At 26.0% G+C, this 26,373-nt stretch carries 25 protein-coding genes and 1 pseudogene; 9 read left to right on the top strand and 17 right to left on the bottom strand.

Annotated features, from left to right (window positions below; translation table 11 throughout):
• Window positions 1–328 precede the first annotated feature (328 nt).
• Genes rpsR through rpsF form a run of 3 tightly spaced genes read right to left on the bottom strand, consistent with a single transcriptional unit; the run spans window position 329 to window position 1,295 of the window.
• The gene (gene rpsR, locus GM111_RS04970; protein WP_156299765.1) at window positions 329–562 is read right to left on the bottom strand and encodes a 30S ribosomal protein S18; all 234 of its coding nucleotides are present in this window, start codon (window positions 560–562) and stop codon (window positions 329–331) included.
• 16 nt (window positions 563–578) lie between these two features.
• On the bottom strand, window positions 579–983 hold the full coding sequence (locus tag GM111_RS04965) for a single-stranded DNA-binding protein (protein ID WP_156299764.1): 405 nt from the start codon (window positions 981–983) through the stop codon (window positions 579–581).
• 30 nt (window positions 984–1,013) lie between these two features.
• Entirely contained in the window at window positions 1,014–1,295 is a 282-nt protein-coding gene (rpsF, locus tag GM111_RS04960) for a 30S ribosomal protein S6 (RefSeq protein WP_156299763.1), read from the bottom strand.
• 258 nt (window positions 1,296–1,553) lie between these two features.
• On the opposite strand from rpsF, the gene GM111_RS04955 reads away from it, so the two are divergent.
• From GM111_RS04955 to GM111_RS04945, 3 genes are all read left to right on the top strand, one after another.
• Window positions 1,554–2,033, top strand: coding sequence for a PepSY domain-containing protein (locus GM111_RS04955; RefSeq protein ID WP_156299762.1), 480 nt, complete (start codon window positions 1,554–1,556; stop codon window positions 2,031–2,033).
• A 314-nt stretch (window positions 2,034–2,347) separates the two neighbouring features.
• Window positions 2,348–3,025 (top strand): response regulator transcription factor, encoded by a 678-nt coding sequence (locus tag GM111_RS04950; protein WP_156299761.1) that lies wholly within the window; start codon window positions 2,348–2,350, stop codon window positions 3,023–3,025.
• Window positions 3,015–4,334, top strand: coding sequence for a HAMP domain-containing sensor histidine kinase (locus GM111_RS04945; protein ID WP_156299768.1), 1,320 nt, complete (start codon window positions 3,015–3,017; stop codon window positions 4,332–4,334). The genes GM111_RS04950 and GM111_RS04945 overlap by 11 nt, the downstream gene beginning before the upstream one ends.
• Window positions 4,335–4,356: 22 nt before the next feature.
• On the opposite strand, the gene GM111_RS04940 is transcribed toward GM111_RS04945, so the two are convergent.
• The 6 genes and pseudogenes from GM111_RS04940 to pth all read right to left on the bottom strand — a co-directional run.
• Entirely contained in the window at window positions 4,357–5,712 is a 1,356-nt protein-coding gene (locus tag GM111_RS04940; RefSeq protein ID WP_197034493.1) for a PFL family protein, read from the bottom strand.
• Between the two features lie 2 nt (window positions 5,713–5,714).
• Window positions 5,715–5,987, bottom strand: coding sequence for an ACT domain-containing protein (locus GM111_RS04935; RefSeq protein ID WP_156299759.1), 273 nt, complete (start codon window positions 5,985–5,987; stop codon window positions 5,715–5,717).
• 59 nt (window positions 5,988–6,046) lie between these two features.
• Entirely contained in the window at window positions 6,047–7,501 is a 1,455-nt protein-coding gene (locus tag GM111_RS04930) for a leucyl aminopeptidase (RefSeq protein ID WP_156299758.1), read from the bottom strand.
• A gap of 14 nt (window positions 7,502–7,515) precedes the next feature.
• Entirely contained in the window at window positions 7,516–9,135 is a 1,620-nt protein-coding gene (locus GM111_RS04925; RefSeq protein WP_156299757.1) for a Na/Pi cotransporter family protein, read from the bottom strand.
• The gene (locus tag GM111_RS08590; protein WP_231479772.1) at window positions 9,135–9,617 is read right to left on the bottom strand and encodes a GNAT family N-acetyltransferase; all 483 of its coding nucleotides are present in this window, start codon (window positions 9,615–9,617) and stop codon (window positions 9,135–9,137) included. The genes GM111_RS04925 and GM111_RS08590 overlap by 1 nt, the downstream gene beginning before the upstream one ends.
• Window positions 9,618–9,671: 54 nt before the next feature.
• Window positions 9,672–10,232 (bottom strand): annotated as a pseudogene (gene pth / locus GM111_RS08585) (aminoacyl-tRNA hydrolase); the annotation flags it as partial.
• A 139-nt stretch (window positions 10,233–10,371) separates the two neighbouring features.
• Between pth and GM111_RS04915 the strand changes: the two are divergent.
• From GM111_RS04915 to brnQ, 3 genes are all read left to right on the top strand, one after another.
• On the top strand, window positions 10,372–10,584 hold the full coding sequence (locus tag GM111_RS04915) for a DUF6290 family protein (protein WP_156299756.1): 213 nt from the start codon (window positions 10,372–10,374) through the stop codon (window positions 10,582–10,584).
• A gap of 631 nt (window positions 10,585–11,215) precedes the next feature.
• Window positions 11,216–12,544 carry a chromosomal replication initiator protein DnaA gene (gene dnaA, locus GM111_RS04910; RefSeq protein WP_156299755.1) on the top strand — a complete coding sequence of 443 codons (1,329 nt, stop codon included), beginning with the start codon at window positions 11,216–11,218 and terminating at the stop codon, window positions 12,542–12,544.
• Window positions 12,545–12,670: 126 nt separating this feature from the next.
• The gene (brnQ, locus tag GM111_RS04905) at window positions 12,671–13,969 is read left to right on the top strand and encodes a branched-chain amino acid transport system II carrier protein (RefSeq protein WP_156299754.1); all 1,299 of its coding nucleotides are present in this window, start codon (window positions 12,671–12,673) and stop codon (window positions 13,967–13,969) included.
• A 15-nt stretch (window positions 13,970–13,984) separates the two neighbouring features.
• On the opposite strand, the gene GM111_RS04900 is transcribed toward brnQ, so the two are convergent.
• Genes GM111_RS04900 through ybaK form a run of 6 tightly spaced genes read right to left on the bottom strand, consistent with a single transcriptional unit; the run spans window position 13,985 to window position 19,080 of the window.
• Window positions 13,985–15,958 carry an alpha/beta hydrolase family protein gene (locus GM111_RS04900; protein WP_156299753.1) on the bottom strand — a complete coding sequence of 658 codons (1,974 nt, stop codon included), beginning with the start codon at window positions 15,956–15,958 and terminating at the stop codon, window positions 13,985–13,987.
• Window positions 15,958–16,416, bottom strand: coding sequence for a PTS sugar transporter subunit IIA (locus GM111_RS04895; protein WP_156299752.1), 459 nt, complete (start codon window positions 16,414–16,416; stop codon window positions 15,958–15,960). The genes GM111_RS04900 and GM111_RS04895 overlap by 1 nt, the downstream gene beginning before the upstream one ends.
• A 45-nt stretch (window positions 16,417–16,461) precedes the next feature.
• Window positions 16,462–16,770: a DUF5713 family protein gene (locus tag GM111_RS04890; protein ID WP_156299751.1), complete on the bottom strand. Its 309-nt coding sequence runs from the start codon at window positions 16,768–16,770 to the stop codon at window positions 16,462–16,464.
• On the bottom strand, window positions 16,770–17,876 hold the full coding sequence (locus GM111_RS04885) for a M20 metallopeptidase family protein (protein WP_156299750.1): 1,107 nt from the start codon (window positions 17,874–17,876) through the stop codon (window positions 16,770–16,772). The genes GM111_RS04890 and GM111_RS04885 overlap by 1 nt, the downstream gene beginning before the upstream one ends.
• Window positions 17,873–18,601, bottom strand: coding sequence for an NAD-dependent protein deacylase (locus GM111_RS04880; protein WP_156299749.1), 729 nt, complete (start codon window positions 18,599–18,601; stop codon window positions 17,873–17,875). The genes GM111_RS04885 and GM111_RS04880 overlap by 4 nt, the downstream gene beginning before the upstream one ends.
• Window positions 18,602–18,606: 5 nt before the next feature.
• Entirely contained in the window at window positions 18,607–19,080 is a 474-nt protein-coding gene (gene ybaK / locus GM111_RS04875; protein WP_156299748.1) for a Cys-tRNA(Pro) deacylase, read from the bottom strand.
• Between the two features lie 85 nt (window positions 19,081–19,165).
• On the opposite strand from ybaK, the gene GM111_RS04870 reads away from it, so the two are divergent.
• Complete coding sequence (locus tag GM111_RS04870) at window positions 19,166–19,621, top strand: GNAT family N-acetyltransferase (protein WP_156299747.1); 456 nt, start codon at window positions 19,166–19,168, stop codon at window positions 19,619–19,621.
• Between the two features lie 193 nt (window positions 19,622–19,814).
• Here the strand turns inward: GM111_RS04870 and GM111_RS04865 are convergent, their stop codons facing one another.
• Window positions 19,815–22,166, bottom strand: a complete 2,352-nt coding sequence (locus tag GM111_RS04865) for a hypothetical protein (RefSeq protein ID WP_156299746.1) — start codon at window positions 22,164–22,166, stop codon at window positions 19,815–19,817.
• 146 nt (window positions 22,167–22,312) lie between these two features.
• Window positions 22,313–23,059 carry a hypothetical protein gene (locus tag GM111_RS04860; protein ID WP_156299745.1) on the bottom strand — a complete coding sequence of 249 codons (747 nt, stop codon included), beginning with the start codon at window positions 23,057–23,059 and terminating at the stop codon, window positions 22,313–22,315.
• Between the two features lie 372 nt (window positions 23,060–23,431).
• Between GM111_RS04860 and GM111_RS04850 the strand changes: the two genes are divergently transcribed.
• Window positions 23,432–24,646, top strand: coding sequence for a hypothetical protein (locus tag GM111_RS04850; protein WP_156299744.1), 1,215 nt, complete (start codon window positions 23,432–23,434; stop codon window positions 24,644–24,646).
• Window positions 24,615–26,174 (top strand): autotransporter outer membrane beta-barrel domain-containing protein, encoded by a 1,560-nt coding sequence (locus tag GM111_RS04845; protein ID WP_156299743.1) that lies wholly within the window; start codon window positions 24,615–24,617, stop codon window positions 26,172–26,174. Before GM111_RS04850 ends, GM111_RS04845 begins: the two co-directional genes overlap by 32 nt.
• Window positions 26,175–26,373: the final 199 nt, after the last annotated feature.

Genomic DNA, 26,373 nt, shown 5'->3' with positions numbered 1-26,373 from the left:
ATTATGATAGATTTAGAAAAAAAGGTTTAGAAAGAACTAAGCTAGAATTTGCAATGTATGCTTTAGGGTTTAATTTAAGAAAATATATAAATGATATTAGAAAAAATAGAGAAAATATAAATTTATATAAACTTAAAGAAGTTATTGCGTAATCCCAAATTTAACTTTTTTGATATGAAGGTATAACCCTCAATTTAGTGTTGTATAAAAATATGAATTTTAATAAGAAAATGTATTATTTCAAAAAAAAATTGGAGAATTCTAAAAAATTCTAGAATTCTCCATTATTTTTTGAGCTATTTCAGAACAGCCCCTTTAACTAATTTTCTTATTTTTCAATTTTTGTGTATGGTAATAATGCTATTTGTCTTGCTCTTTTAATTGCTCTTGCAATTTTTCTTTGAATTTTAGCATCTAACCCTGTTACTCTTGATGGAGATATTTTACCTTTATCGTTCATAAAGTTTTTTAATAAATCCACGTTTTTATAATCTATATCTTCAATTTTGAATTTAACTTTTGGTCTTCTTTTTCTTTTTTTGAATTCAGCAACTGGTTTCATGTCTTCCTCCTATTTCTTAGAATGGGAAGTCGTCTTCTTCGTCAACAAGAATTTCTTCTCTTGGAGCTTCTACTGATCTACTTGGTGTAAATTCTCTGCTGCCTCCGTTAGAATCTGATTTAGAATCTATGAATTCAAAGCTATTGATAACAACATCTGTTGATGTTCTTTTTTCTCCTTCTTTTGTTTCATAGCTACTTACTGATAATCTTCCTGTAACTAGTATTCTACTTCCTTTTTTAAAATACTGCCCTATAGTTTCTGCTCTTTTTTCCCAAGCAACACAGTTAATAAAGTCAACTTCATCTCTATTACCTTCTCTTTGAACTGCAACAGAAAATCTTAAATATGCTTTACCTGTTCCTGTGTATTGAACTTCTGGGTCTCTTGTAAGTCTTCCTAATAATGATACGTAATTCATAATATTCCCCCTAATAATTTTATTTTAACCTTATAATTTTACTATCATGTATTTCATTAAGAACTCAGATATGTTTAATTTGTTTTCTACTTCAGTTAATTGAGTTCCTTCCATAGCAAACTTAGTTAATACATAGTATCCATTTTCTTTTTTCTTGATTGGATAAGCTAATTTTCTATCTCCCATAATCTCAGTCTTAACTTCAGTTGCTCCAGCGTGTGTTAATACAGCTTCTACTTTCTCAACATTCGCTTTTTTTTCTTCTTCTGTTAATTGAGTTGAAAGAATAAACATAATTTCGTAATTTGTCATTTCTTTTTCTCTCCTTCCCTTTGGATTTTGCCCTAGTGGATTTTCCACAAAGCAGGGTAAATAAATTTTAACATAAAATGTCATGTAATTCAAGTATTTTTTTACTTTTTTAACTTTTAGTTATTATATATATTTTTCTATACCCTATATTAATAGCTAAAATAATGAATTTTAAATAATTTTCTTTCTATTCATTTTCTGTTCATTTTAAAATTGTATACTTGTTTTATCAAGAATGAAATAGTTAAGGAGGCAGACGTGAAAAAAGGTATATTAATTTTCTGTACAATATTTAGTTTAATTAGTTTTAGTAATGTAAAAAAAGAAGTCGAATTTTCTAAAGATGAAGCTATAAATAAAGCTATTTCATACAGTAGAAAAGGATCATTAAGCTCTATTGAACTTGATTATGTTAAAAATAATCCAGTTTGGGATGTTGAAATTATAGATGGTAATACTAAGAGAGAATACAAAATTGATGCTATTACAGGTAAAGTACTTTCAACTAAAGTGGATTATGAAAAAAAAGTATTAGATTCTGAAGCTGATATTTTAAGTGTAAATGAGATTAAAAAAATTGTTGCAAAACATACAAAAAATCCTAAATACACTGAAATTTCATTAGACAAAGAATATGGTAGAAAAGTTTATGATATAGAAGTAATAGACGGAAACGTTGAAATTTCATTTGTTATAGACGCACACACAGGAGAAATATTAGAAATTGAAAAAGATTAGTTCGTTCATTTTTTATTCATTTTAGGTGTATATAATAAGAGTATGATAAGACTTAGGTTTTAAAAAGGAGAGTTAGTAGATTTCAAAAAATAAGGGTGGTAGCTTATACATATACAAGTTTTACACACACACTTCTAAATATTTGTTCATTCATTTTTGTAAACTTGTATATATTTTGAAATTTAAATTGGTTAGGTCGGGGAATTGAGAAAAGGAGTTTGGAGAAATATATATAATGTTAGAAAAAGATAAGTTAATCTTATCTTTTTTTTGTATTTATGTTAAAATTAAGAAAAGATTTGAAAGGATGATATATGAAGATACTTTTAGTTGAAGATGAAATAGATTTAAATAATATAGTAAATAAATATTTAAAGAAAAATGGATATACTGTTGATTCTGTTTTTGATGGTGAAGAGGCCTTATTTCATTTAAGTGAAGCTACATATGATTTAGTAATATTAGATGTTATGTTACCTAAATTAAATGGATTTGAAGTGCTTGAAAGAATGAGAAGTAAGAATAATAAGACTCCTGTGTTAATGCTTACAGCAAGAGTAAGTATAGATGATAAAGTTAAAGGTCTAGATTTAGGTGCTGATGATTATTTAGCCAAGCCTTTTGACTTTGAAGAATTAAATGCAAGAGTTAGAGCAATAATTAGAAGAAAATACGATAATGTATCATCAGAGTTAAAAATACATGACTTAATTTTAGATACAACTAAAAAAACTGTTACTAGAAATGGTATTAATATTGATCTTACTGGTAAAGAATATGAAGTACTTGAGTATTTAATGCAAAGTAAGGATAGAATAGTAAGTAGAGATCAAATAAAAAATCATGTTTGGGATTTTTATTATGAAGGTAGTTCTAATGTTATAGATGTATTAATAAAAAATATTAGAAAAAAAATAGATTTAGAAGGTTCAAAACAAATTATTTATACTAAGAAGGGATTAGGATATGTGGTTAAAGAAGATGAAAACTAAATTTAGAAATCTTCCTATCACTTTAAAAGTTAATCTTTGGTATAGTACTTTTATACTTTTACTTATGGTTTCAAGTGTTACTCTAGCCTTAATACTTTCATCAACATTAGGTATGAGTGTTTCTCAAAGACAATTAAAGAATGCTGTTAATGAAGTTGCAAAATCTCCTGAAAAATTTGAAAGTTTTGATTCAGGTATTTTCTATATCAACTATGATCATTCGGGAGAAATACTTGCAGGTAAATATCCATTAGGATTTAATCTTAAGTTAAAGTTAGAAGAAGATAAAGTTAGAGTATACGAAAAGAAAGATTATCAATTTTATTATTACGATAGTAAGATAAAAAATAGTAATTATTGGATAAGAGGAGTTTACCCTATAAATCACTTAGCAAAAGATAGAGATAGAATGTTATCAATAATATTAGTTTTTGCCCCTATATTTTTATCTTTAGTAATATTAGGTGGAAATAAAATACTAAAAAGAGGGTTTATGCCTGTTAAAGTAATTTCAGATACAGCTTTAGATATTACCGAAAGTCAGGATTTTTCTAAACGTATAGAACTTGAAGAGGGAAGTGATGAAATACATAAAATGGCTGATACATTTAACACCATGTTAGAATCACTTGAAAGTTCATATTTAAGAGAAAAACAATTTAACTCAAATGTTTCTCATGAATTAAAAACTCCCATAAGTGTTATACTTGCAGAAAGCTCTTATTCTCTAGAACATGCTGATAATATTGAAGAAGCTAAAGAATCTTTTGAAGTAATAAAGAGACAATCTAAAAAAATGTCAGAGCTTATTACTCAAATTATGATGTTATCTAAGATAGAAAATACTACTACTTTAGAATTAATGGATATTAATTTATCTTATTTAATTGATAATATGTTAGCAGATAACTTGATAATCTTTGAGGATAAAGGAATTAAACTTTCTAAAAATATACAAAAGAATATTATAATAAGTGGAGATAAGATTATGCTTGAGAGAATGATAGATAACTTAATAAGTAACGCTCTTAAGTTTACTAGAAACACTATAGGTGTAAGTCTTACATCTAAAAATGGTAAAGTATATTTTGAAGTTAATGATAATGGTGAAGGAATAGAAGAAAAAAATCTTGTTAATATATTTAATAGATTCTATCAAATAAATGAATCTAGAAACAAAAGTAAAAATCAAGGATCAGGACTTGGATTATCTTTAGTACAAGAAATAGTTAAATTACATAATGGGGAAATTTCTGTAGAAAGTAATCCTAATGTAGCTACTAAATTTACAGTAATATTTAAAAAATAGGAGTATTAAACTCCTATTTTTTTTAGTTTTTGAAACTATGTATAGGGGCTGGTATTCTTCCGCCTCTATTTATGAATTCTTCACAGTTATATGGATTTACTCTCATTATTGGTGCTCTTCCTAATAATCCACCAAATTCTACCATATCTCCTTCTTCCATATTTGTTACAGGTATTATTCTAACTGCAGTAGTTTTTTGATTTATCATACCTATAGCCATTTCATCTGCTATTATACCTGAAAGTGTAGCAGCAGTTGTAGATCCTGGTACTGCAACCATATCTAGTCCTACTGAACATACGCAAGTCATAGCTTCTAATTTTTCTAGACTTAATGCACCCATTTTAGCTGCATCTATCATATTGGCATCTTCACTTACTGGAATAAATGCTCCACTTAATCCTCCAACATGAGAACTTGCCATTACTCCACCTTTTTTAATAGAATCATTTAAAAGCGCTAAAGCACAAGTTGTTCCTGGTGCTCCTACTCTTTCAAGACCCATAAATTCTAATACTTCTCCTATAGAATCTCCTATAGCTGGAGTTGGTGCAAGTGATAGATCTATAATACCAAAAGGTATATTTAATCTACGAGATGCTTCATTTGCAACAAGTTGACCTACTCTTGTAATTTTAAATGATATTTTCTTAATTATTTCGCAAAGTTCATCAAAACTCTCACCTTTAGCTTCTTTTACAGCACTTGCAACTACCCCTGGACCACTTACTCCCACATGTACTGTAGCGTCCATTTCACTAACTCCGTGGAAGGCTCCTGCCATAAATGGATTATCATCTGGAGCATTACAAAATACTACAAATTTAGCACAACCAAAAGAATTTGGTGTAATTTCTGCAGTTTCTTTAATTATTTCTCCAACAAGTTTAACTGCATCCATATTTAATCCTATTTTTGAACTTCCTAAATTAATAGATGAACATACAAATCTTGTTTCTTTTAAAGCTTTTGGTATAGATCTAATAAATAGTTCTTCATTAGGTGTCATACCTTTAGATACTAGTGCTGAATATCCTCCTAAGAAGTCTATTCCTATTTTTTCTGCAACTGCATCTAAAGTTTTTGCTATTTTAACATAGTCATCTATAGTTTTAGTACATCCTGCAGCAACTAAAGATATTGGAGTAATAGATACTCTTTTATTTACTATAGGTATACCAAATTCTTTACTTATATCTTCCCCTGTTTTAACTAAATCTTTTGCAAGTCCATATATTTTGTTACTTATTTTTTCACAAAATACATCTAAATCATCACTTACACAATCTAGTAAACTAATACCTAATGTAATAGTTCTTACATCTAGATTTTCTTTTTGTATCATCTTATTAGTTTCATTAATCTCAAATATATTCATAATTACACCCTATGCATAGATTGGAAAATTTCTTCTTTTTGAGCATTAATTTGTATACCTAATTCTTTTCCTATTACATCTAGCCTTTCTTGTAATTTGCTATGTGTTACGCTAGCTTTAGTTACATCAACTATCATTATCATATTAAAATATCCATCAAGTATAGATTGAGATATATCTAAAATATTAACATCTACTTCTGCTAAAACATTACAAATTTTAGCAATAATCCCTATTTTATCAAGTCCTACAACAGTAATAATCGTTTTGTTCATGCTCATCTCCTTATTTTATATTTATTTGTATAAAAGGGTCTCTTTTGAGACCCTATATATTATCTTAATTGACAACCACAAGGTTTATCTAACATTTCAACTAAAGTTTTAACATGAACTCCTGTTGCTCCTAATGGTAAATACCCGTATGCTTTAGAAAGATATGCAGTTCCTGCTATATCTAAATGTACCCAAGGAGTTTTATTTACGAATGCTTCTATGAATAACCCTGCAGAGATAGTTCCACCTAATCTTCCACCAGAGTTTTTAATATCTGCAACTCTTGAATTATTTAATGCTCTAAATTCATCTGAAGTTGGTAATTGCCATATTGGTTCTCCAGCTTTTTTAGATGCTTCTAATACTTCATTAAATAGTTCTTGATTATTAGTAACACTTCCTGTATAGAATTCATTTAATGCTACAAGACATGCTCCAGTAAGTGTAGCAAGATCTATTATTTTATCTACTTTTAATACAGTTGAAGAGTAGTAAACTGCATCAGCAAGAGTTAATCTTCCTTCTGCATCTGTGTTATCTACTTCTATTGATTTTCCAGCAAGAGATCCTATTACATCTCCTGGTTTATATGCATTTCCGCTTATAGAGTTTTCACAAGCTGCTACAACTCCATAAACATTAGTTTTAATGTTGTTTTTAGCTAAAGCATACATAGTTCCTATTACAGTTCCTGCTCCACCCATGTCACAGAACATAGTTTTCATACCTTCGCTTGGTTTGATAGAGTATCCTCCTGTATCATATGTAACACCTTTACCAACTAAAGCTAATTTTTCTGAACTATCACTATCATTTAAGTATTCCATTACTATAAATCTAGGTCTATTTGCAGATCCTCTAGCAACTGATAAGAATGCTTTCATTCCTATTTTTTCTATTTCTTCTTCTTCAAGTACAGTAACTTTAACTCCTACTGTTTCTAATTTTTCTTTAGCAAATTTAGCTAAAGTTTCAGGATATAGGTCTTGAGATGGCATATTTACTAAATCTCTAGTAAAGAATACACCTTCCATAGTATTAGCCATTTTAGCTATATATGCACTTACTCTTTCTTGTTTTTCAGGATCTATAAAGAAGTTTACTGTAATTTCTTTATTATTTACTTTTTCTGATTTATATCTATCAAATACATATTCTGCATGAGTCATTCCTTCTAAAGCTGCAGCATAAGTTCTTCTAGTACATAAATCATTTAATTTTGGAATATATACCTTTATTTCTTCTTCTTTTTTAGCTTGCATTTCTTTTGCTAATTTATAAAAAATTCTTCTTACTTTTTCTATAGAGATATTTTCTTTTTTTCCAAGTCCTACTAATGCAACTTTTTCTTTATCTTCTAAGTCTCTATAAATTACAACTTCTCCTTCTTTTCCTGAGAAAAGTCCTAATTCATTCATTTTGTTAAAAACAGCATTTTCTACTTTTTCATTTTCATAAACTAGTACTGCTTCTAATCCATTTTTTACATTTTCTAATCCTACATTGTATTTCATTTTCTATCCTCTTTCTATATTTTTTCTACTAAGTTTCTTGCATGATCACATACTCTTGTAAAGTGAGAAATTAAATCTATATATGAAAGTCCAGCATGAATTTCACATTCTCCTGCATTTAATCTCTTGATATGATTTTTTCTTACTTTTTTCTCATAAACATAAACTTTATTATGTAAATCTAGTGCATCAAATACTTTTTCTTTATCTCCATTTTTAATAGCATCTAATGAACACTCTATCATTTCTACTGATATTTGTAATATATTATTTATTTCATTATGTGCATATTCAGAGAATTTTAGATTTTTTCTAATTTCATATTCAACATCAGTTAATATACCAGCAGCGTGATCTCCTATTCTTTCAACGTCTCTACACATATCTAGATATATTCCTAATTCTTCCCCTTCTTTAATACTTAAATTTTCTCTAGAAAGGTCTGCTAAATATTTAGTAATTTCTCTATCTAATATATTAATTCCATCTTCTCTTTTTTTGATTTCTTCTGCAAGTTTTTCATCATGAGTATGGAAGAATTCAACTGATTTTTTAAGATTTTCTAAAGCAACTTCTGTCATTAGTATCATCTCTTGTCTAACTTGTCCTAAAGCTATAGATGGTGTTTGTATAAGTGCTCTATCTAAGTATTTAACAGTGTATTCTCCTTCTTCTTTATCTTCTTTAATTATTTTAGTAACTATAAATGCTAAAGTTCCTATGAAAGGGAATAATATTATTGTATTTAAAATATTAAATGTTCCATGTGCAAAAGCTATAGTTAATTTTGGTGTTAAGTGTAAGAATGAACTCATTTTTTCTATTAATAATGTAAATGGTGTTAAAAATACCATAAATATTGCTGTACCTATTACATTGAATAATACGTGTGAAAGAGCAATTCTTTTTGCAGCAGAACTTGCTCCTATTACAGCTATAATAGCTGTGATTGTTGTTCCTATATTATCTCCAAATAGTACTGGTAATGCGGCTCTTAATGTAATTAAATTATCTTGGTAAATATTTTGTAGTATACTTATTGTTGCAGATGATGCTTGAACTAGCATAGTTATACCTGTTCCTATAAATACACCTAATAGTGAATTATTACTTAAACTTATTGTTAATTCTCTAAATTCAGGTAAAGTTCTTAATGGATACATTGCTTTAGACATTAATGTTAATGCAAAGAATATTCCACCAAATCCAAATAATATTCTACCTACGTTATTTATACTTTTTCTATTAGTAAATGTTAGTAAAGCTACTCCTATGAATAAGATAGGCATAGCATAGTGAGTAATATTAAAACCTATAATTACTGTTGTTAATGTTGTTCCAATATTTGCTCCCATTATTATTCCTATAGCTTGTCTAAGAGTAAGAAGTCCAGCTCCAACAAGTCCTATAGTTATTACTGATGTTCCAGAACTTGATTGTATAAGTGCTGTAACAAAGATTCCTACTAAAACTCCTAAAAATGGTGAAGTAGTATATTTATCTAAAATATATCTTAACTTTTCTCCAGCCATTAATTGTAATCCTTCTCCCATATATTTAATACAGAAAAGGAATAGTCCTAATCCTCCTAAAAAAGAAAATAACATTTCTCTGTAATTTATTACTTCCGTCATTAATTACCTCCTAAAGTATATTCGAATACATCTCTATCAGTCTCGTCACTTGCGTGAACTCTTGCTATATATTTAAAATTTAATTTGTTAATCAATTTCATCATTGCTATATTGTCTTTATGTGTATCTATTCTTACTATAAATCTTGAATCTTTAATAGATATTCTGATTAATTTTTCTAAAAATTCTTTTCCTATACCTTGTTTCATTTCCTTTTTATCTACAATTACTCTATGTATAGATGAATAATTAATTTCATTATTAATATATCCATCATAAGTTTTGACATACATTGGATCTATACCATAGTTTAATGAAGCATACGCATATATTTTCCCATCTTTTTCATAAACATAGCCTCTTTCTAAATCTATGTCATTTTTAAAATCCGATTCAAGTGGATAATTATTAGACCATTGTTCTAATCCCAATTCTTTTTGGAATTCTAAAGCTAAATCTTTAATCTCAAGTATTTGTTCCATATCAGAATATTTTGCTTTTCTAAGTTTAAATTTATTATTTTTCTTTTCTTTTTGTTTTATATTATATTTAGACATTAATTTTTCAACATCATTACTGCTAATAAAGTCATTAATAATTTTAAATACATGTTTATCTAAATCATCTAAAATATTTCTTTCTTCTTCAGTAAAATTACCTAAAACGTGAGAAATCACACTCTTATTATTAGGTTTACCAATACCAACTTTAAGTCTAATGAATTCTTCTTCAATATGAGATATTATTGATTTAATACCATTATGTCCACCAGATCTTCCATTATTCTTTATTTTTATTTCTCCTATTTTTAAATCCATATCATCATAAATGACTAATAAGTCTTTTTTGGGATCTATTTTATAGAAAGATATTAATTCTTGTATTGCTTCACCACTAAGATTCATATATGTTTGAGGTTTTTGAAAAAAAATTGTTTCATCTTTAATAATTTCTTTAGTATATAGGCTTTTGTATCTTTCTTTTAAGTTAAAAATGTTGTTAGATTTTAAGTATTTGTCTAAGAAGATAAAACCAATATTGTGTCTATTTTTTTCGTATTCACTACCTGGGTTACCTAATCCAACTATTAATTTCACGTAATACCTCTTTCTTTTTAATTTGTTACTTAATTTTAACATTTTTTCTAATATTTTTCTATGTATTTTTTAGAAATTTTTACATTTTGTATTTGACTTTTAGTAATTTCAAGGTAACAATGTATTAGGAGGAGATTTTATGGAGATTATGGTTAAATTAAGTGAAAAAGAAAAGGAAAATTTGATTAAATATGCTAGAGATAATTCTTTATCATTAGAACTAGTTTTAAAAAAAATGATATATAAAAGGATGGAAGATGAATTTGACATGTATTTAGCTGAGAGAGCATATTTAAAATATTTAAGAGAAGTTACTAGAAGTAAAAGTTCATTTAGAAAATCAAATATTTAATATATTAATATATATTTATATATATTCTTATTTACTTATTATTATTAGTATATTGAATTTGTGAATTGTCTTTATTTATCCGTATTTGATTCTATTTTTTTAAGTGATTAATTTTGAGAGTTTTGTGAATAAATTTTTATCACATCTTATTCTTTAGTTATTCAGAACTAACTATTTTTTGTGAGTAAGTTGGTGACTTTATTTAAAATACTAACTGGTACCTTAGGTGAGTATTTATATTAAAAAACTCAAAGAGCTATTAAATACAAGCTTCTTTAATGTGCGTAACTTTGTGAAAAAGTGTATAACTTTTATTTTATGCTACTTTCCACTTATTTTCTCATACAAACAAGCATAAAAGACAAAGAAAATGAAAAAAATTAAGGAAAATAAACTTGTGAATAAAAAATTTTGATATTGTAAAATAGAGGGTTAGAGGTTATTCACAATTCAGCACTTTTTTGTGCCAAACTATTTAAAAGCTAGTAAATACGTACGTGATTATCTTAGTGCATATGTGAAAAACTGTTAAAGTTGCTAGATTTTTTAAAGTTGAAATACTGAGTTTTTTGTGCTAATATGTATTAGAAAAAATAGAAAGGAATGGATTCGTTCCAAAGGGTGTATAGATATGTTAGAGCCAAGTAAAATATGGGAAGCTTTAAAAAAAGCACTTGAAGATAATCAAATCATTTTATCTGATTACATTAAAGACAGTGTAAGAGCTATAGAATTTAAGAATTCAGTATTAGTTTTAGAAATTGATGATTTCAAATCATATAACGAGATAAATAACATTAAAAGTGAAATTGAAAAAAAAGCAACCCAACAATATGGAGCTTTACTTGGTGATATAACTATAGAATTACAAAAGAATTTTAGAGATTTTACTAGTTCAAGTAACTTTATTAAAAAAGAAAAGTTTGTAACTAATTTAAATGAAAAATTTACTTTTGATAACTATATAGTAGGAGACAACAACCTTTTTGCATACAAGTTGGGGATGGCAATATTAGATGGAAAACTATCAAATAGTCCTTTAATGATATATGGAGATTCAGGATTAGGTAAAACTCACTTAGCTCAAGCTATAGGTAATGAAATGTTACAAAAAAATCCTGAAAGTAAGGTACTATATACTACATCTACTGAATTCTCAAATGAATTAATTAAAAGTTTTAGTGAAAGATCAACTATATCTTTTAAAGATAAATATAGAGATTTAGATATGTTAATAGTAGATGATATACAATTTTTTGAAAATATCTTTGGTAAAGGAGATGACAAAACACAAAAAGAATTCTATAATGCCTTCAATACATTACATATGGCTAATAAGCCAATAATATTAATATCTGATAAATATCCAGAAGAATTAATTAGTGTAGAAGAAAGATTAATATCAAGACTAGTATCTGGGGCTTTAGTAGAATTAAAAATGCCAGATAAAACATCAAGAATTACGATAATCAAAACAATTTTAGATAAAGAAAATGTTAAGATGGATCAAGATGTAATGTATTTTATAGCTGATGAATTAGAAACTAATATTAGAGAGTTAGAAGGATTTGTTAGAACTATAGTTGCAAGAGTTAACTTAATGAATGAAATACCTAATAAAGAATTAGTTACTCAGGAATTAAATAAGAAAATACTTAAGAAGAAGCAAGCTATTACATCTGATAAGATATTAGATGCAGTTTCAACTTATTACAATATTAAAAAGGAAGAAATTTTAGGTAAGAGTAGAAAAGTTGAGATAGTTAGAGCAAGAGATGCATCAAGATACTTATTAAACTTTATACTAAAAATCACTTTAGGTGAAATTGGTAAAATGTTTGGTTCAGATCATACATCAGTAGTAAAAGCTATAGATAAAATACGTTTAATGGAAACAGAAGATCCTAATAATCAATTATTAAAAGACATAAAAACACTTAAAGCAAGTATAGAAAGTTAAATATATGGAGTGAATTTTCACTCCATATATTTTTAATATAGATAAATAAATAATATATATAGGATGTTTTATTGTATTTTACTCTAAAAAAGTGTATAATGATAAAAAAAATTTAGTAGGTGATTTATGAAAAGAAAAAGAGAATACATATATATTAGTTTATTAATATTTGGTATGTTTTTTGGAGCAGGGAATTTAATATTCCCACCATTTGTAGGAAAGGAAGCAGGAAGTTCAGTATTTACAGCTATGCTTGGATTTGGAGTAACTAGTACACTAGCTACTATGTTAGGTGTGTATATAGGATTTAAGGAAAATATTATGCAGAAGATTTACTCTAAATTAGGTGCTAAATTCACAAAATTGCTGTTTATAGCCTCATGTTGTACCATAGCCGTAGTTGGAGTACCCCGTGCGGCAATAATGCCATTTGACATGATAATTTCAGAAATTGTGACAGATCTTAAAATGGTAACAATATTTAGATTAATATATATAGTATTATTCTTTAGTTTAGTATATTATCTTTCATATAACCAAAGTTCTATATTAAGTGTTATAGGTAAGTTTTTAACACCAGTGTTATTATTATTAATATTTATAGTTACAGTATATACTTTTTTAACACAAGAAATTACTTTTTTAGAACCAAGTGCAAGTTTTGCAACTGCCCCTATATTTAAAGGGTTCTTTGAAGGATACAATACTATGGATACTCTAGGAGGTATAATAGTAGGGATTACAGTGGTAAATATAGTTAAGAAAAATTATGCTAATTTAACTAATCAAGAATTACTTAAATATGGTAAAGTAGGATCTACAGTAGCAGGTTTATTAATGTTTTCAATATACTTCATATTAGCAATAATAGGAGCGGGACTTTCTAAAAATTATTTAGAAGCAACTAATGGAGCGGTAATATTAAGAGAGATAATAAAATTATTATTTGGTAATTTTGGAATATTTATATTAACATCAATATTCTTTGTAGCATGTTTAACAGTATGTATTTCAATACTTACTTTTACTAGTGAATTTAATTATCAAGCCTTCCCTGAAATAGCGTATAAAAAGTGGATGAGATTTTTCTTAATACTTTCATTATTACTTGCAAGTTTAAGTTTAGATGGTATATTAAAAATTTCTATACCTGTATTATTAATGTCATATCCACCTATGGTATTAATAATATTCCTTGAATTGCTTAGAACTAATGATAAGTTAGTATATCAAGGAACTATGTGCTTTGCTTTAATATTAAACACTTTAATAGTTATTAATACTATGATATTTAAGATACCTGTATTAAATGCTTTATTAGAGAAATTACCATTCTATGATGTTAATTTCTCATGGGCTATACCGACATTAATTGTATATATCTTATTAAATATATTTGTTAAAACTAAAAAAAATCTGGATTAATATCCAGATTTTCTTTTATTTAGTATATTTTTCTATCCATTCTGTAATTTCAGTTAATCTTTCTATTCTAGCTTTAGGTTTTCCTCCTCTAGAAAGTCCATGAGATTCTCCTTTAAATACAACCATTCTACTATCTATTCCTCTATCTTTAAGAGCTGTTAACCATTGATATCCTTGATCTATAGGACATCTATAATCTGCATCAGAATGTATTATTAATGTAGGAGTAACAACATTTTCTACATATTTTAATGGAGAATGATCCCAGATTTTTTCAAATCCTTCTTTATTTGGTAATATTGCAGCATTTTGATCATCTGAGAAGTAATATCCTATATCACTTACCCCATACATAGATATCCAGTTAGATATAGATCTTTGAGTTGCAGCAACTTTAAATCTATCAGTATGGCTAGTAATCCAGTTAGTCATGAATCCTCCATAAGATCCTCCTGTAACTGCAAGATTTTCTTTATCTATATTAGTATATTTTTCTAATACTACATCAACAAAAGTCATTAAATCTTGATAATCTATACTTCCATATTTTCCACGTATGTCACTGAATGCATCTCCTCTACCACTTGAACCATGAGGGTTAGTAAACATTACTACATATCCTCTGTTAGCCCATACTTGCATTTCATGATAGTATATAGTTCCATATACAGTTTTTGGACCACCATGTATATCAAGTATAGCAGGGTATTTTTTGTTTTCATCAAAGTTTTCAGGTAAAAGGACAAATCCTTTTATGTCATCACCGTTTGAGTTAAACTCTATAGTTATTGGATCTGCAACATATTTATCTTTCATTACTTCTTCGTTATATTCAGTAATTTGTTTTAAGTCACTTTCTCTATATATTTCACATAATTTTGAACCAAGATACCCTAGAACATATAGTTCATTATTAAGTATAGTATATCCATCAACTGATCCTAATTTATTTGATAAAGTTTCTAATTTTCCATCTTTTACTCTAAATAGTTCTGCCATATATTCAGTAGTTGCAATGAAAGTTATTTCTTCTGTATCGTAATCAACTTTAAAGTATTCATTTCCACCAAGTCTTGCATCACTACCAGTAGCATTTCCATAACTAATATCATCGCTTAAATACATAGTTAATTCTTTAGTATTTCTATCTATTTTAAACATTCTATTATTTTCATTTATGCCTAAAACTTTCATATCACTAGCTAGTAAATATATGTTGTTTTTAGCATATTTAGCAGTAGATATTCCATATTTATTTTCTTCAATTAAAGTAGTAATTTCATCGTTTTCAAGATTTATTTCTTTTAACATGTTATATTTACCAGATTTATTGATAAATAGTTCTTCTACGAATAAAACTTTTTTGTTTTCTCTATCAACTGAAGTTATATATGCATTACTTCCATCAAGTTTAGTTAAAGGTTTAATTTCATTAGTTGAAGGAATATATTTAAATATAGCTGAACGATTTTTATCTATATATGTTCCATTATCATGCCAGAAAGGTATTTCATCTACAACTTGTCTAAAGTTTTTATCTTTAACTTCTTTTAAATATTTTTCTTTTTCTTCTTTAGGAAGTTTGTAGAATTCTGGATTGTATAAAGAATAACCAACTGAAAGGATATATAGGTCATCAGTTATTTTTTCTATAGAATTTACTGGAAAGTCAAAAGAGAATAATTTTTTAGCTTCTCCAGCTTTATCTAATCTTAAAGTATAGATATTAGTACTTACTTCTTCTTTTTTCTCCTCTTCATTTCTTTTTGCAATGAAATATATTAAGTTATCTTCTAAAAAGTCAAAATTTTCTTCTTTAGCAAGGAAAGTATGCTCATTTCCATCATACATATATATTTCTTTATCATAGTTATTTTTATCTAAATTAGGTTTAGATAAGATGTATAAAAATTTATCTTGGCTTTTATTTGATTTTATATTTGATAAGTATTTAAACTCATTCATAGTTAATATATCTAGTTTACTCATTAATTCATCCCTTCTAATTGTTCTATTAATTTTTTAACTCCTTCTTTTGATTTAGCATTAGCTAAAACAGTAACATTTATTGGGTTATAGAACATTTTTGAAATTTTAACAAGAGCTTCTAAGTGCCAGTTGTTATATTTTTCTGGAGTTGCAATTAGAACAAATAATTTTGTTTTCTCACCATCTACTGATTCAAAGTCTATACCATCTTTTTTAATTCCTAAAGCTATAGCAAAATGTTCTATATTTTTAGTTCTAACATGTGGTATAGCAAGTCCATGTTCTAGTGCTGTAGATCCTGCGTTTTCTCTATTTATTAGATCTTTAAGAAATTCCTCTTCGTTTATTATTCCACCAGATTTTACTAATGTTGCTAATTCTGATAAAATTTCTTTTTTTGTATTTCCTTGTAAGTCTAAAGAGATATTTTCTGATTTTATCATTTCACTTATTTTCATAATTACCAACCTTTCTAATTTTTCTTAATTCTATTATATCATATTTTACCATCTTCTGTGTCTTAAAACTTGTTCAATATTAATATCATCTCTATATTTTTGTATAATATTAGTTATTTCATTTAATATGCATTTACTAGCGAAATCATCTATATCACTTTCACCATTCCAGAATATTTCTTGTATGTCATTTAGTTCATAAACCATTTCTTCTATATATTCTTCTATATATGTTTTTCTAGTTTCTCCACTTTCAAAAAATTCTATTAGCCTTACTAATTCTCTTTTAACATAATTAGTACAGTATTTAGGATATTCGTAAGTGTTTTCATACATTTCTTTAAGTAATTCCATTAATTATTCTCACTTTCTATTATTGTTTTAAATAGAGCAATACCAGTTTCCAATATGTCATCATTAAATTTGTACATATCATCATGAAGAGGAGCACTATCTCCATTACCTAAGAAAAAGAATAGACTAGGTGCAAATTTTTTATAGTATCCAAAATCTTCACTTGCTCTAAAAGGTTCTTTGTTTTCTATTACTTTAAACCCTTTTTCTTTAAATATTTTTATAGTTTCTTCAGTTAGTTTATCATCGTTATTTGTTTCTGGGAATGCATCAAATTCTTCATAAGAGAAGATATATTCACTACCACAAAGTTCTTTAATTTTGTTATATATCATAGTAAATAATATGTTTAATTCATCTTCTTTTGCACTTCTTAGTGTCATAGATATTTCACCATTAGCTGGTGAAATTCCAAAGTTTTTCTCACCTATTTTAACATTAATTATTGTTGCCATAATTAAGTCTTTAAAATCATGATTTTCAAAAGTTATGGCTTTAAAACCATTAAATTTAGATAGAGGTTCTAACATTTCAATAACTTTAGAGATAACAAATGCTGGATTTTTAGCATTTTCTGGAAGAGAAGCATGAGATTGTTTTCCTGTAATTTTAAAAGTATATCCGCAAGAAGCACACATCATAGTTCCTTTTTTGTATCCAACTACATTTTTTTCTAACATAGGCATGTTATGTAATCCATAGATTTTATCAATCTTATATTTTTTAAATAGTTCGTCTGTAAGTTTAGCTCCACTACCATTTTCTTCTGCAGCTTGGAATAGGAAAATTACATTTTTATTTAATTTTATACCTTCTGTTGCAAGTATAGTTCCAGCAAGTATAGAAGAATGTCCATCATGTCCACAACCATGATAAACTTGACCTTTAGAATTAGTTATTGCATCATGATCAGCTCTAATAACTATAGTTTCTAAATTAGAATCTATTATTCTTTCAGCATAGAAATATGTATTCATGTCTACAATGTTAATATTAGAATTTTGTTTAAGAAAGTCTTTTAATATTTCACGAGTTACATATTCTTTATTTGAAATTTCAGGATTTTCATTTAATTTTTTTCTTAAATCACGTATTTTTTCTATCATAATAGTTCATCTACCTTTTTAAAGAATTCTTCAAGTCTCATTTCTACCTTAATATCTGCCCATTCATCACCTTCAGTTTTACTATCATTTATGATGATAAGCTTTGATCCTCTATAATACCCTAGAAAAGATGCTGCAGGATATACTTTAAGTGATGTACCGGCAACAACTATTACATCAGCATGAGATATTTCATCTAATGCATTTTCTATAACATTTTGATTTAATGGTTCTTCATAAAGTATTACTTCAGGCTTAATTATACCTCCACAATTTGGACATTTAGGAATACTTTCTGAATTTATAATATATTCTATACCATAGGATTCTTTACATTTCATACACTTATTTCGATATGAATTTCCATGTAGTTCTATTACATTTTTAGATCCTGCTTTTTGATGTAAATTATCAATATTTTGAGTAACTATAGAACTTAATATTCCTTTTTCTTCAAGTTTTACCAATACTTTGTGAGTTATATTTGGTAAAATATGAGGAAATATCATTTTTGATTTATAGAAATCATAGAAAACTTCAGGTTTTCTATTAAAAAATGTTCTTGATAATATTTCTTCAGGACTATATTTATACTTTATATTAAAAATACCATCAGAACTTCTAAAATCAGGTATACCAGAAGCAGTTGATACTCCAGCGCCTCCAAAGAAAACAAGACGTTTTGCATTTAATATCCAGTCTATAGCTTTATCCATATTATTCATAAATATCACCCATTCTGTACTATATTTTCAAAATTAGCATTAACTATTTTTGCAAGATCGAAAGGATTAATTTCTATTTGATATCCTCTTTTACCTGCACTTACAACTAAGGTTTTTAAATCTTTAGCACTTTCATGTATCACTGTTTTATATAGCTTTTTCATACCTACAGGAGAACATCCTCCTCTAATATATCCCGTGACTTTATTAATATCTTTTACAGCTATCATTTCAATACTTTTTTCTCCTACAGATTTAGCTGCTTTTTTTAAATCTAAAACTTCATCCATAGGAACAACGAATACAAAGTAGTCACGACTACCTTTAGTTACTAGTGTTTTAAATACTTCATATACAGCTTTATTTATATGAGATGCAACTACATATCCTTCAATATGGTCTTCAGTAACAGGATAAGTATGCATAGTATATGGTATTTTCTCTTTTTCTATTATTCTCATTGCATTAGTTTTAATCATTTTTCTCACTCCTATATTAAGTATACCATAAAATTTGACACTAATGTACTCAATTTGTTAATATATAAAAAAAGGAGGCGTAGATATGGAAGTTGTTATTAAGGAATTTAATGATTTAAATTTAGAAGAATTATGGGAAATATATGCTGTTAGGGGAAGGGTATTTATAGTTGAACAAGGTATAGTTTATGAAGATCCTGATAATTATGATAAGATATCTACACATATATATTATAGAGAAAATGGAATTATGATAGCTTATTTAAGAGTAATACCCATAGATGAAAAGAATTGTAAAATAGGTAGAGTCATATCACTAAAAAGAGGTTGTGGTATAGGTTCAGATATTATGAGAGTAGCAATAAAATATTGTGAAGACAAAGGTTATGAAAAGATAAAAATTAGTTCTCAAAGCTATATTAAATCTATGTATGAAAAACTAGGATTTGTACAGATTAGTGAAGAATATACTATACTAAATGTATTACATGTTGATATGGAACTTGAAATAAATAAAAAAGAACATATACCAATAAACTAGACACAAAAATGTGAAAAGTTTGGAGGTACATGTTCTAAAAAACCTTACCCTCTGTATTGACACGCTGTAAAATACAGTTATAATATATTGAGTTATTTACAAATTAAATATCATAAGAGTCTTTGAATAAAAGTAAATTTGAATGAATTTACAGACTTATTTCAATACTCTCAAAAAATCCATAATTATTATTCTACCAATTATAAGCTATACCTAAATCTGATTTTAATTTAACATCTAATTTTTCATTAGAATTTGCTCCTAAATTAAATTTCAAAACAACTCCATTATCAAATGATTTATTTAATCCTGCATTTAAACCATAAACAAAGTAATCTCTTCCAATATTTAATTTATTTTTTTGATTTGCTTTCTCTAAAAGAATAGCTCCATTATATCCAAATTTTAATAAAGGAGAAATATAAAAATCAATTCCATATATATGATAATTTAATTTTGCTTCTAAATCTCCTAAAGCTATAAATCTTTGATTTAACATAACTTTTTTATCAAGTTCTACTTTGTTAGAATATGATAAATATAGTCCAATAGAAGGTGTTACTGTTAAGTCTTTTAAAATATTAATTTCTTTCATATATTTTCCATAAATATCTATATTATGATTAAACATTTTATTGTAAATAGCTAATCTATATCTAATAAATGATAATCCATCTTTATGTTTAAAGTTAGTTCCAATTGAAAAATGATGAGCTATATCCTTATTATATTCTAAGAAACCACCAACTTTAATATCTTTTATAACATCGATATTAAATCCTGCATTTACTTTAGCTATTAAACCTAAATTATTTGTTACACCTTTTCCAACACCTAAATTAAAGTATGATTTTTCCTCAAAAGATTTAGCAATATCAATATCATTAAATATAAAAGCTCTTGCATTTTCGGTATATTGAGATAAATTAACTTTTTCTTCTTCATCTATTTTTTTATCTTCAATTTTTTTAATTTCTTCTTTGACCTTTGAATCTATATATTTCATTTCAGATGATAAATTTTCTAATTTTTCAATATTCGTATCTGTTATTGCTTCATTTACTTTAATAACTAAATCTTCTAATTTAGTTTTTAAATTTTCAGATATTTGATTGTAATTTTTATTTTCTTTATTTGCTAATACTGTAACTTTATCAGTTAATACTTCTTGCATTAATTGATTTAAATTATTTATATCATTTGATATTCTTGTTAATTCTTCTTGATTTAAAGCTGAATCTATTTTTTCTTTAAATTTACCTACTTGTTCATTTGTTAATGAAGTCTTAGTTTTTAGTTCTTCTTTAATTCTATTTTTATCTTCTATTAAATCATTATTAGTTGTTGTATCTGTAGAACTTGAACTACTAGGATTATTATCATTTGTATAATTTGGAAAGGCATTTTTATTTCCATTATTTGTAAAAATGAATTTTCCGGTAACATTTTTAGCTGTTATTACATCTGGAGATTTATTTACTCTATTATCTGAAATTTCAATTTTAGCTTCTGGGTTTTCAGAATTAATTGTTGTTGCTGATAAAGAACCTTCTTTGGCAGGTACAATAATATAATCATCATCCAGTCCATCTGATTTTAATATTTTAAGAGCAGGTGTTCCTGATTTTAAATTTAAATTTTCAACTTCTAAAGATTTATCTATAAATAATTTAGTACTTCCACTTAAATTTAATTCATCTACTTTACCTTTAAATTCTGTAACGCCATTAGTTTCATTATAGTTAGCATCATTAATATTTATTATTACATTACCATTATCATTATTGCTAATATCATATGTTTTTATATTTGAATTACCTTTATTATTTAATTCTATATCTATTTTTCCAGTATTATCAAAATTTTTTAATAAAATAGTACCTTTATTACTTGTTATATTGGTGTTTGAAGATATATTTAATGTTGTTTTACCTTTTTTTTCTCCAGACTCAGACCCTGCAATAATTGTTTTAAATTCAATTTTTTTATCCCCAATTATATTTAATGTATTTGATTCATCAGAATCTGGATTAATATTTTCTAACACTTTAGCATTCCCCATAATTATTACTGGTTTATTATTTTTAGATGCTGGATTTGAAGGTGAATGATTTGTAGAAACATTTTCAAATGTTAAATCATACCCATTAGCAAAAATTATACTACTTTTTGTTAAATCATTTGCTTCTATACTTGGAGTTGTCGCATTAACAGGAGTTAATTCTAAATTTATATTTTTAAATGTTGTTGAATTTATTAAAGAAAAATTCCACCCTAAAACTTCTAAAGTATGATTATTACCATTTATTGTACTTCCATTAAAATATAATGAACTATATCTATTAACTACAGATTCATTGAATTTATATGAAGTTTCACTATTTTCTGTAAGAATTCTAATGTCATTATCTAAAATAATTTCATCATTAGAATTTGAATTTTTAACTGCTTCCATAAATTGTTCTGGAGTACTTACATGTTTTTGTGCTGCATTTAATAAAAAGGTATTTATTAAAAATAAAAATAACCAATATTTTTTCTTCATTTTTTTTGTATAATATATTTTATTATTTATAATATATTATACATCTCCTTTCTTTTAGTTTTATATTTATAGTATACTTTAAAATATCTAAAAAATGCAATAAAAAAATGACTCTAAAAAATTAGAATCATTTCGTATTTAATTATTTAAAATTTATATCCCATTTCAATTCCAGCTAATCCTTTGTTACCGTATCCACCAAATATTCCTATGTTATATTTATCATTTATTTTAACACCTAATGAACCTTTTATTATAGGTCCTAACTCAAAAGCAACTTCAGTATGAATTTTAGTTTCTCTACGACCAACATAACCAGAATCATCAGAGTCTTCATTATCTTCACTTAAAGAAGCAGATACTTCTAGAATGTGAGTTCTTTCTTGAGTACTTAAAAAATTAATTCCTATTCCAGCTTCAATTCCTATATAACCTTTCATTTTATCATTTATTAAATAATTAAAATCAACAATACCTGTTAAATTAATAGAACTATGTGGGTAATATTCAATATATGAACTTGCTTTAGCAGTTGCTTCCTCTATTATTTTTTTCTCTTTAATTTCATATTCTTTTCTTTTTTCTTCATTTTCTTCCTCTTCACAAAAAAGGGCTTCAGTTATAACACTTTTTCCAAAATTTTTTACAGCAAGTCCTAAAGTTGCTGAAGTTTTAACACCAAAAGTTATATCTTGAGTAGTATTAATTTCTTGTTTCCACTCAGGCATAAATCCTATAGAAATTGTCCATCCTTTAGTATATGGCTTAAAGTTGAAATCTTGATCATAAGCTAAAGTCGTATCTATTTTATAGCCATTGTGTTTAGATTCTGAAAATAAAATTAATAAGTAAATTTGAGTAATACAAAAATACCTATTTAAATAATAGGCCATTAGGATAATTAGCTTGACTTAAGGCTCTACATACGACATATCTCCATTGATTAGCAATAGAATTAACATGAAAATAATTAAGTTTTTTAAAGATAAAATTTTTGTTTAATCCCCCAAGAGAAACGATAGCATGAATATGAGGATTAAATTTATGGAAAAATTTTCAATGCTTTAACATCTAATCAAGTTTATGAGTGTCTATTAAATCTAGCTTAATTAAACTTTTGGACAGTTACTATTTTAATTTAGGAATTTAAAATATCTGAAAAAAGACTAGTAATTTAATTTTATTTATGATACGATTTTATTACTTTTTTACCTTTTATTGTAATTTGTAAAATAAAATGTAGAGCATTTTAAAGAGGAGGAAGAATGTTAAAAAATAGATTGTTAGTATTATCTTTTTTTATGCTATCAGCGAACCTATTAGCTAATGGGTCTGTAGATGAAAAATTAGATATGGGGTTAGAGAAAATAAATGAAATTGAAAAAAAAGTAGTATATGATAGAGAGATTGTTAATGATAAAGCTCAGAGTATATCAGTAGGAGATGGAGAGAAAGTATCAGTAGTATATAATGTAGATTATGATGCTGCAGGAAGTTATGTTATTTTTTCAAATTCAAAACCAGATTCAATTAAATTAGTAAATAATGGAAAATTAGAAAGTTATGCTGAAGTATTTACAAGTAGACATAATCATGATTATAGGAATTTAATCCATTTTACAAATAATGGGATTATAAATGGAACAGCAAATAATGCAAATGCTTTAACACTTTATGCTCCATATGTATATTATAAAGGGGAAAGAGGTTCTAGATTGTATGGGGAAATATATAAACCATTGGATATAGAAGCATCTAAGTTTTCAGTTGTTGATAATGCAGGAGAAATTATAAAGGGGACATTAATTTTAGGGAAAGAGAATAACTTAATTAATAGAAAACATGGAAGTATAGATAAAGTAGGTATAATTGTTGAGGAAAAGATTAGATTAAAAAATGAAGGTAAAATAACAGAAAATACATCTCTTCACGCAAATGAATCTATTGATTTTGAAAATAGTGGTAAAATAACAGGGCGTTTATCAATTTCAAAAAATAATTTTACGTATCAACCATATTATGGTTATGGGAAAAAAAGAATATTAAAAACTAAGTTTATTAATAATGAAAATGGTCTTTTGGAATTTTTAAATAGCAGATTTTCTTTTGAAATAGATTCACCAGAATTAGATTTTGTAAATAAAGGGAGAATTTTTTATTCTAAAGATGCAATAATAAAAAAAGAAGATTTAAAAGATGAAGTAATGAGTAGATATCAAAAATCATTAGGTAAAATTAATATAAAACATTATCTTGGAAGATTTGTTAATGAAAATATAATAGATGGGTCGATTAGATTTGAAGAAAAAATCGATAATAATGTAATAGATATAAAACCGTTTGAAATACATTTAGAAGATGGTATATTAAATGGAGGAATTGATATTGATTTTGATGAAACAATATCAGGCGGTAAATACAAAGGAAATGAAATAATTGTTAGTATAAATGAGGTTAGAGATATTTCTGAAAAAATTTGATGCAAGGAATAGATTTAATGAAACATTAATATTATTAGGAAAAGATACATTATCAGATTCAGAAAAATTCTTAGGTTTTGAAAAAATACATTTAAAAGATGCAGATTGGAAGTTTAAAGATTTAAATATAGAAGCTAAAAATGAATTGTTAGTTGAAAATTCAAATTTAACGTTAGATGGAGGAGTAATATCTACAACTATATTAAATAATGAAAATGATTCAAACTTAAAAGTATCTAAAGAAACAACTATTAATGGAAATTTAATAAATAAAGGAAATATAATATTTGAAAATAATCCAATAAATTATTCGATTTTAAATATTAATGGGGATTATAGTGGAGAAAACGGTAAAATATTATTACGTGTAAAAGTAGAAGATTCACCAAAATTAACTGATAAATTAATAATAAATGGAAATGCAAGTGGAAATACAAATATTGAAATTTCAAATCCAGGATCAACTTTAGCACAAAAAATGAAAGAAAAAGTAAAAATAATAGAAACAAACACATCGGAATATGATACATTTACATTACTAAATCCAGAACATAGTAATTATATATATAAATTATTTTCTAAAGAGGAAGGAAATAAGAAAAATTGGTATTTAATTCAGGAATTTGCTGGTCCAACAGACGATTTTGGGTTAATAATAAATTCAATGTATTTAGGGCAACAACATTTTAATTTTAATTTTTTAGAGCATAGTAAATATATAATAGAAAAAAATAATAATTTCTGGATAAAAACTTCAAATATGAATAACTATAATAAATTATCAAATAGGAAAGATATAAGTATACCAATTAAGAGTAATACAACTACAACTATTATGGGATATGATTTATTAAAAAATAGTAAAAATGATGAAGAAAAAAAATTAGGAATATTTGGTAATCTTGGAGTGAATAGCTCAAAATCAATGGAATCTGAAATATCATCAATTTCAGGTATTTTAGGTGCAGGAATTTATGGAACTTGGAAGAAAAAAGATTTTTATGTAGATGGATGGATAAATTATACATATTTACAAAATAGAATTAATATAGAAACACCTATAAATTATGGATTGCATTCATTAAGAACTTCAACAGAATTTGGAATTAATGGAGATATGAATATAGGTAATTTAGGTAGATTACATGCAAATCATCATTTACAATTAACATATAGTTATGTAACAAATCCGAAAATTAAAGTATTAGAAGGAGAAGAAATAGAATATATAGGAAATCACAATTTAACATCAAAATTAGGAACCAATTTAATATTTTATACAAAAAATAAATATTTAAAACCTTTTATAGAATTTAATTGGAGCTATGGAATTAATTTAGTAGGATTAAAATTAGGAGAAGATAAATATTATTATGATGGTAATAAAGATGTAATGGAAATAAAATGGGGCCTAAAAGAAATAGAAATAAATGATAATTTAACATTATGGGGAAATATATTACATCAATTTACTGAAAAAAAATATAGAACTCATGGTGTAGAATTAGGTCTTTTATATAAATTTTAGGATAAAACTGTAGAAATCTACAGTTTTTTATTATATAGGAAATTAGAATTCTAATAAGATGTGTATAATTTTATTGATTAATGTAAAAAATAATCACAGTTTATAAAAAAATTAATAAGTAAATTTGAGTAATACAAAAATACCTATTTAAATAATAGGCCATTAGGGTTATAGAATTTATGAATAGGTCGGCCAATAG

This window comes from Streptobacillus canis (genome assembly GCF_009733925.1).
Lineage (GTDB): Bacteria > Fusobacteriota > Fusobacteriia > Fusobacteriales > Leptotrichiaceae > Streptobacillus > Streptobacillus canis.
This window is presented reverse-complemented; position numbering and strand designations above follow the sequence as displayed.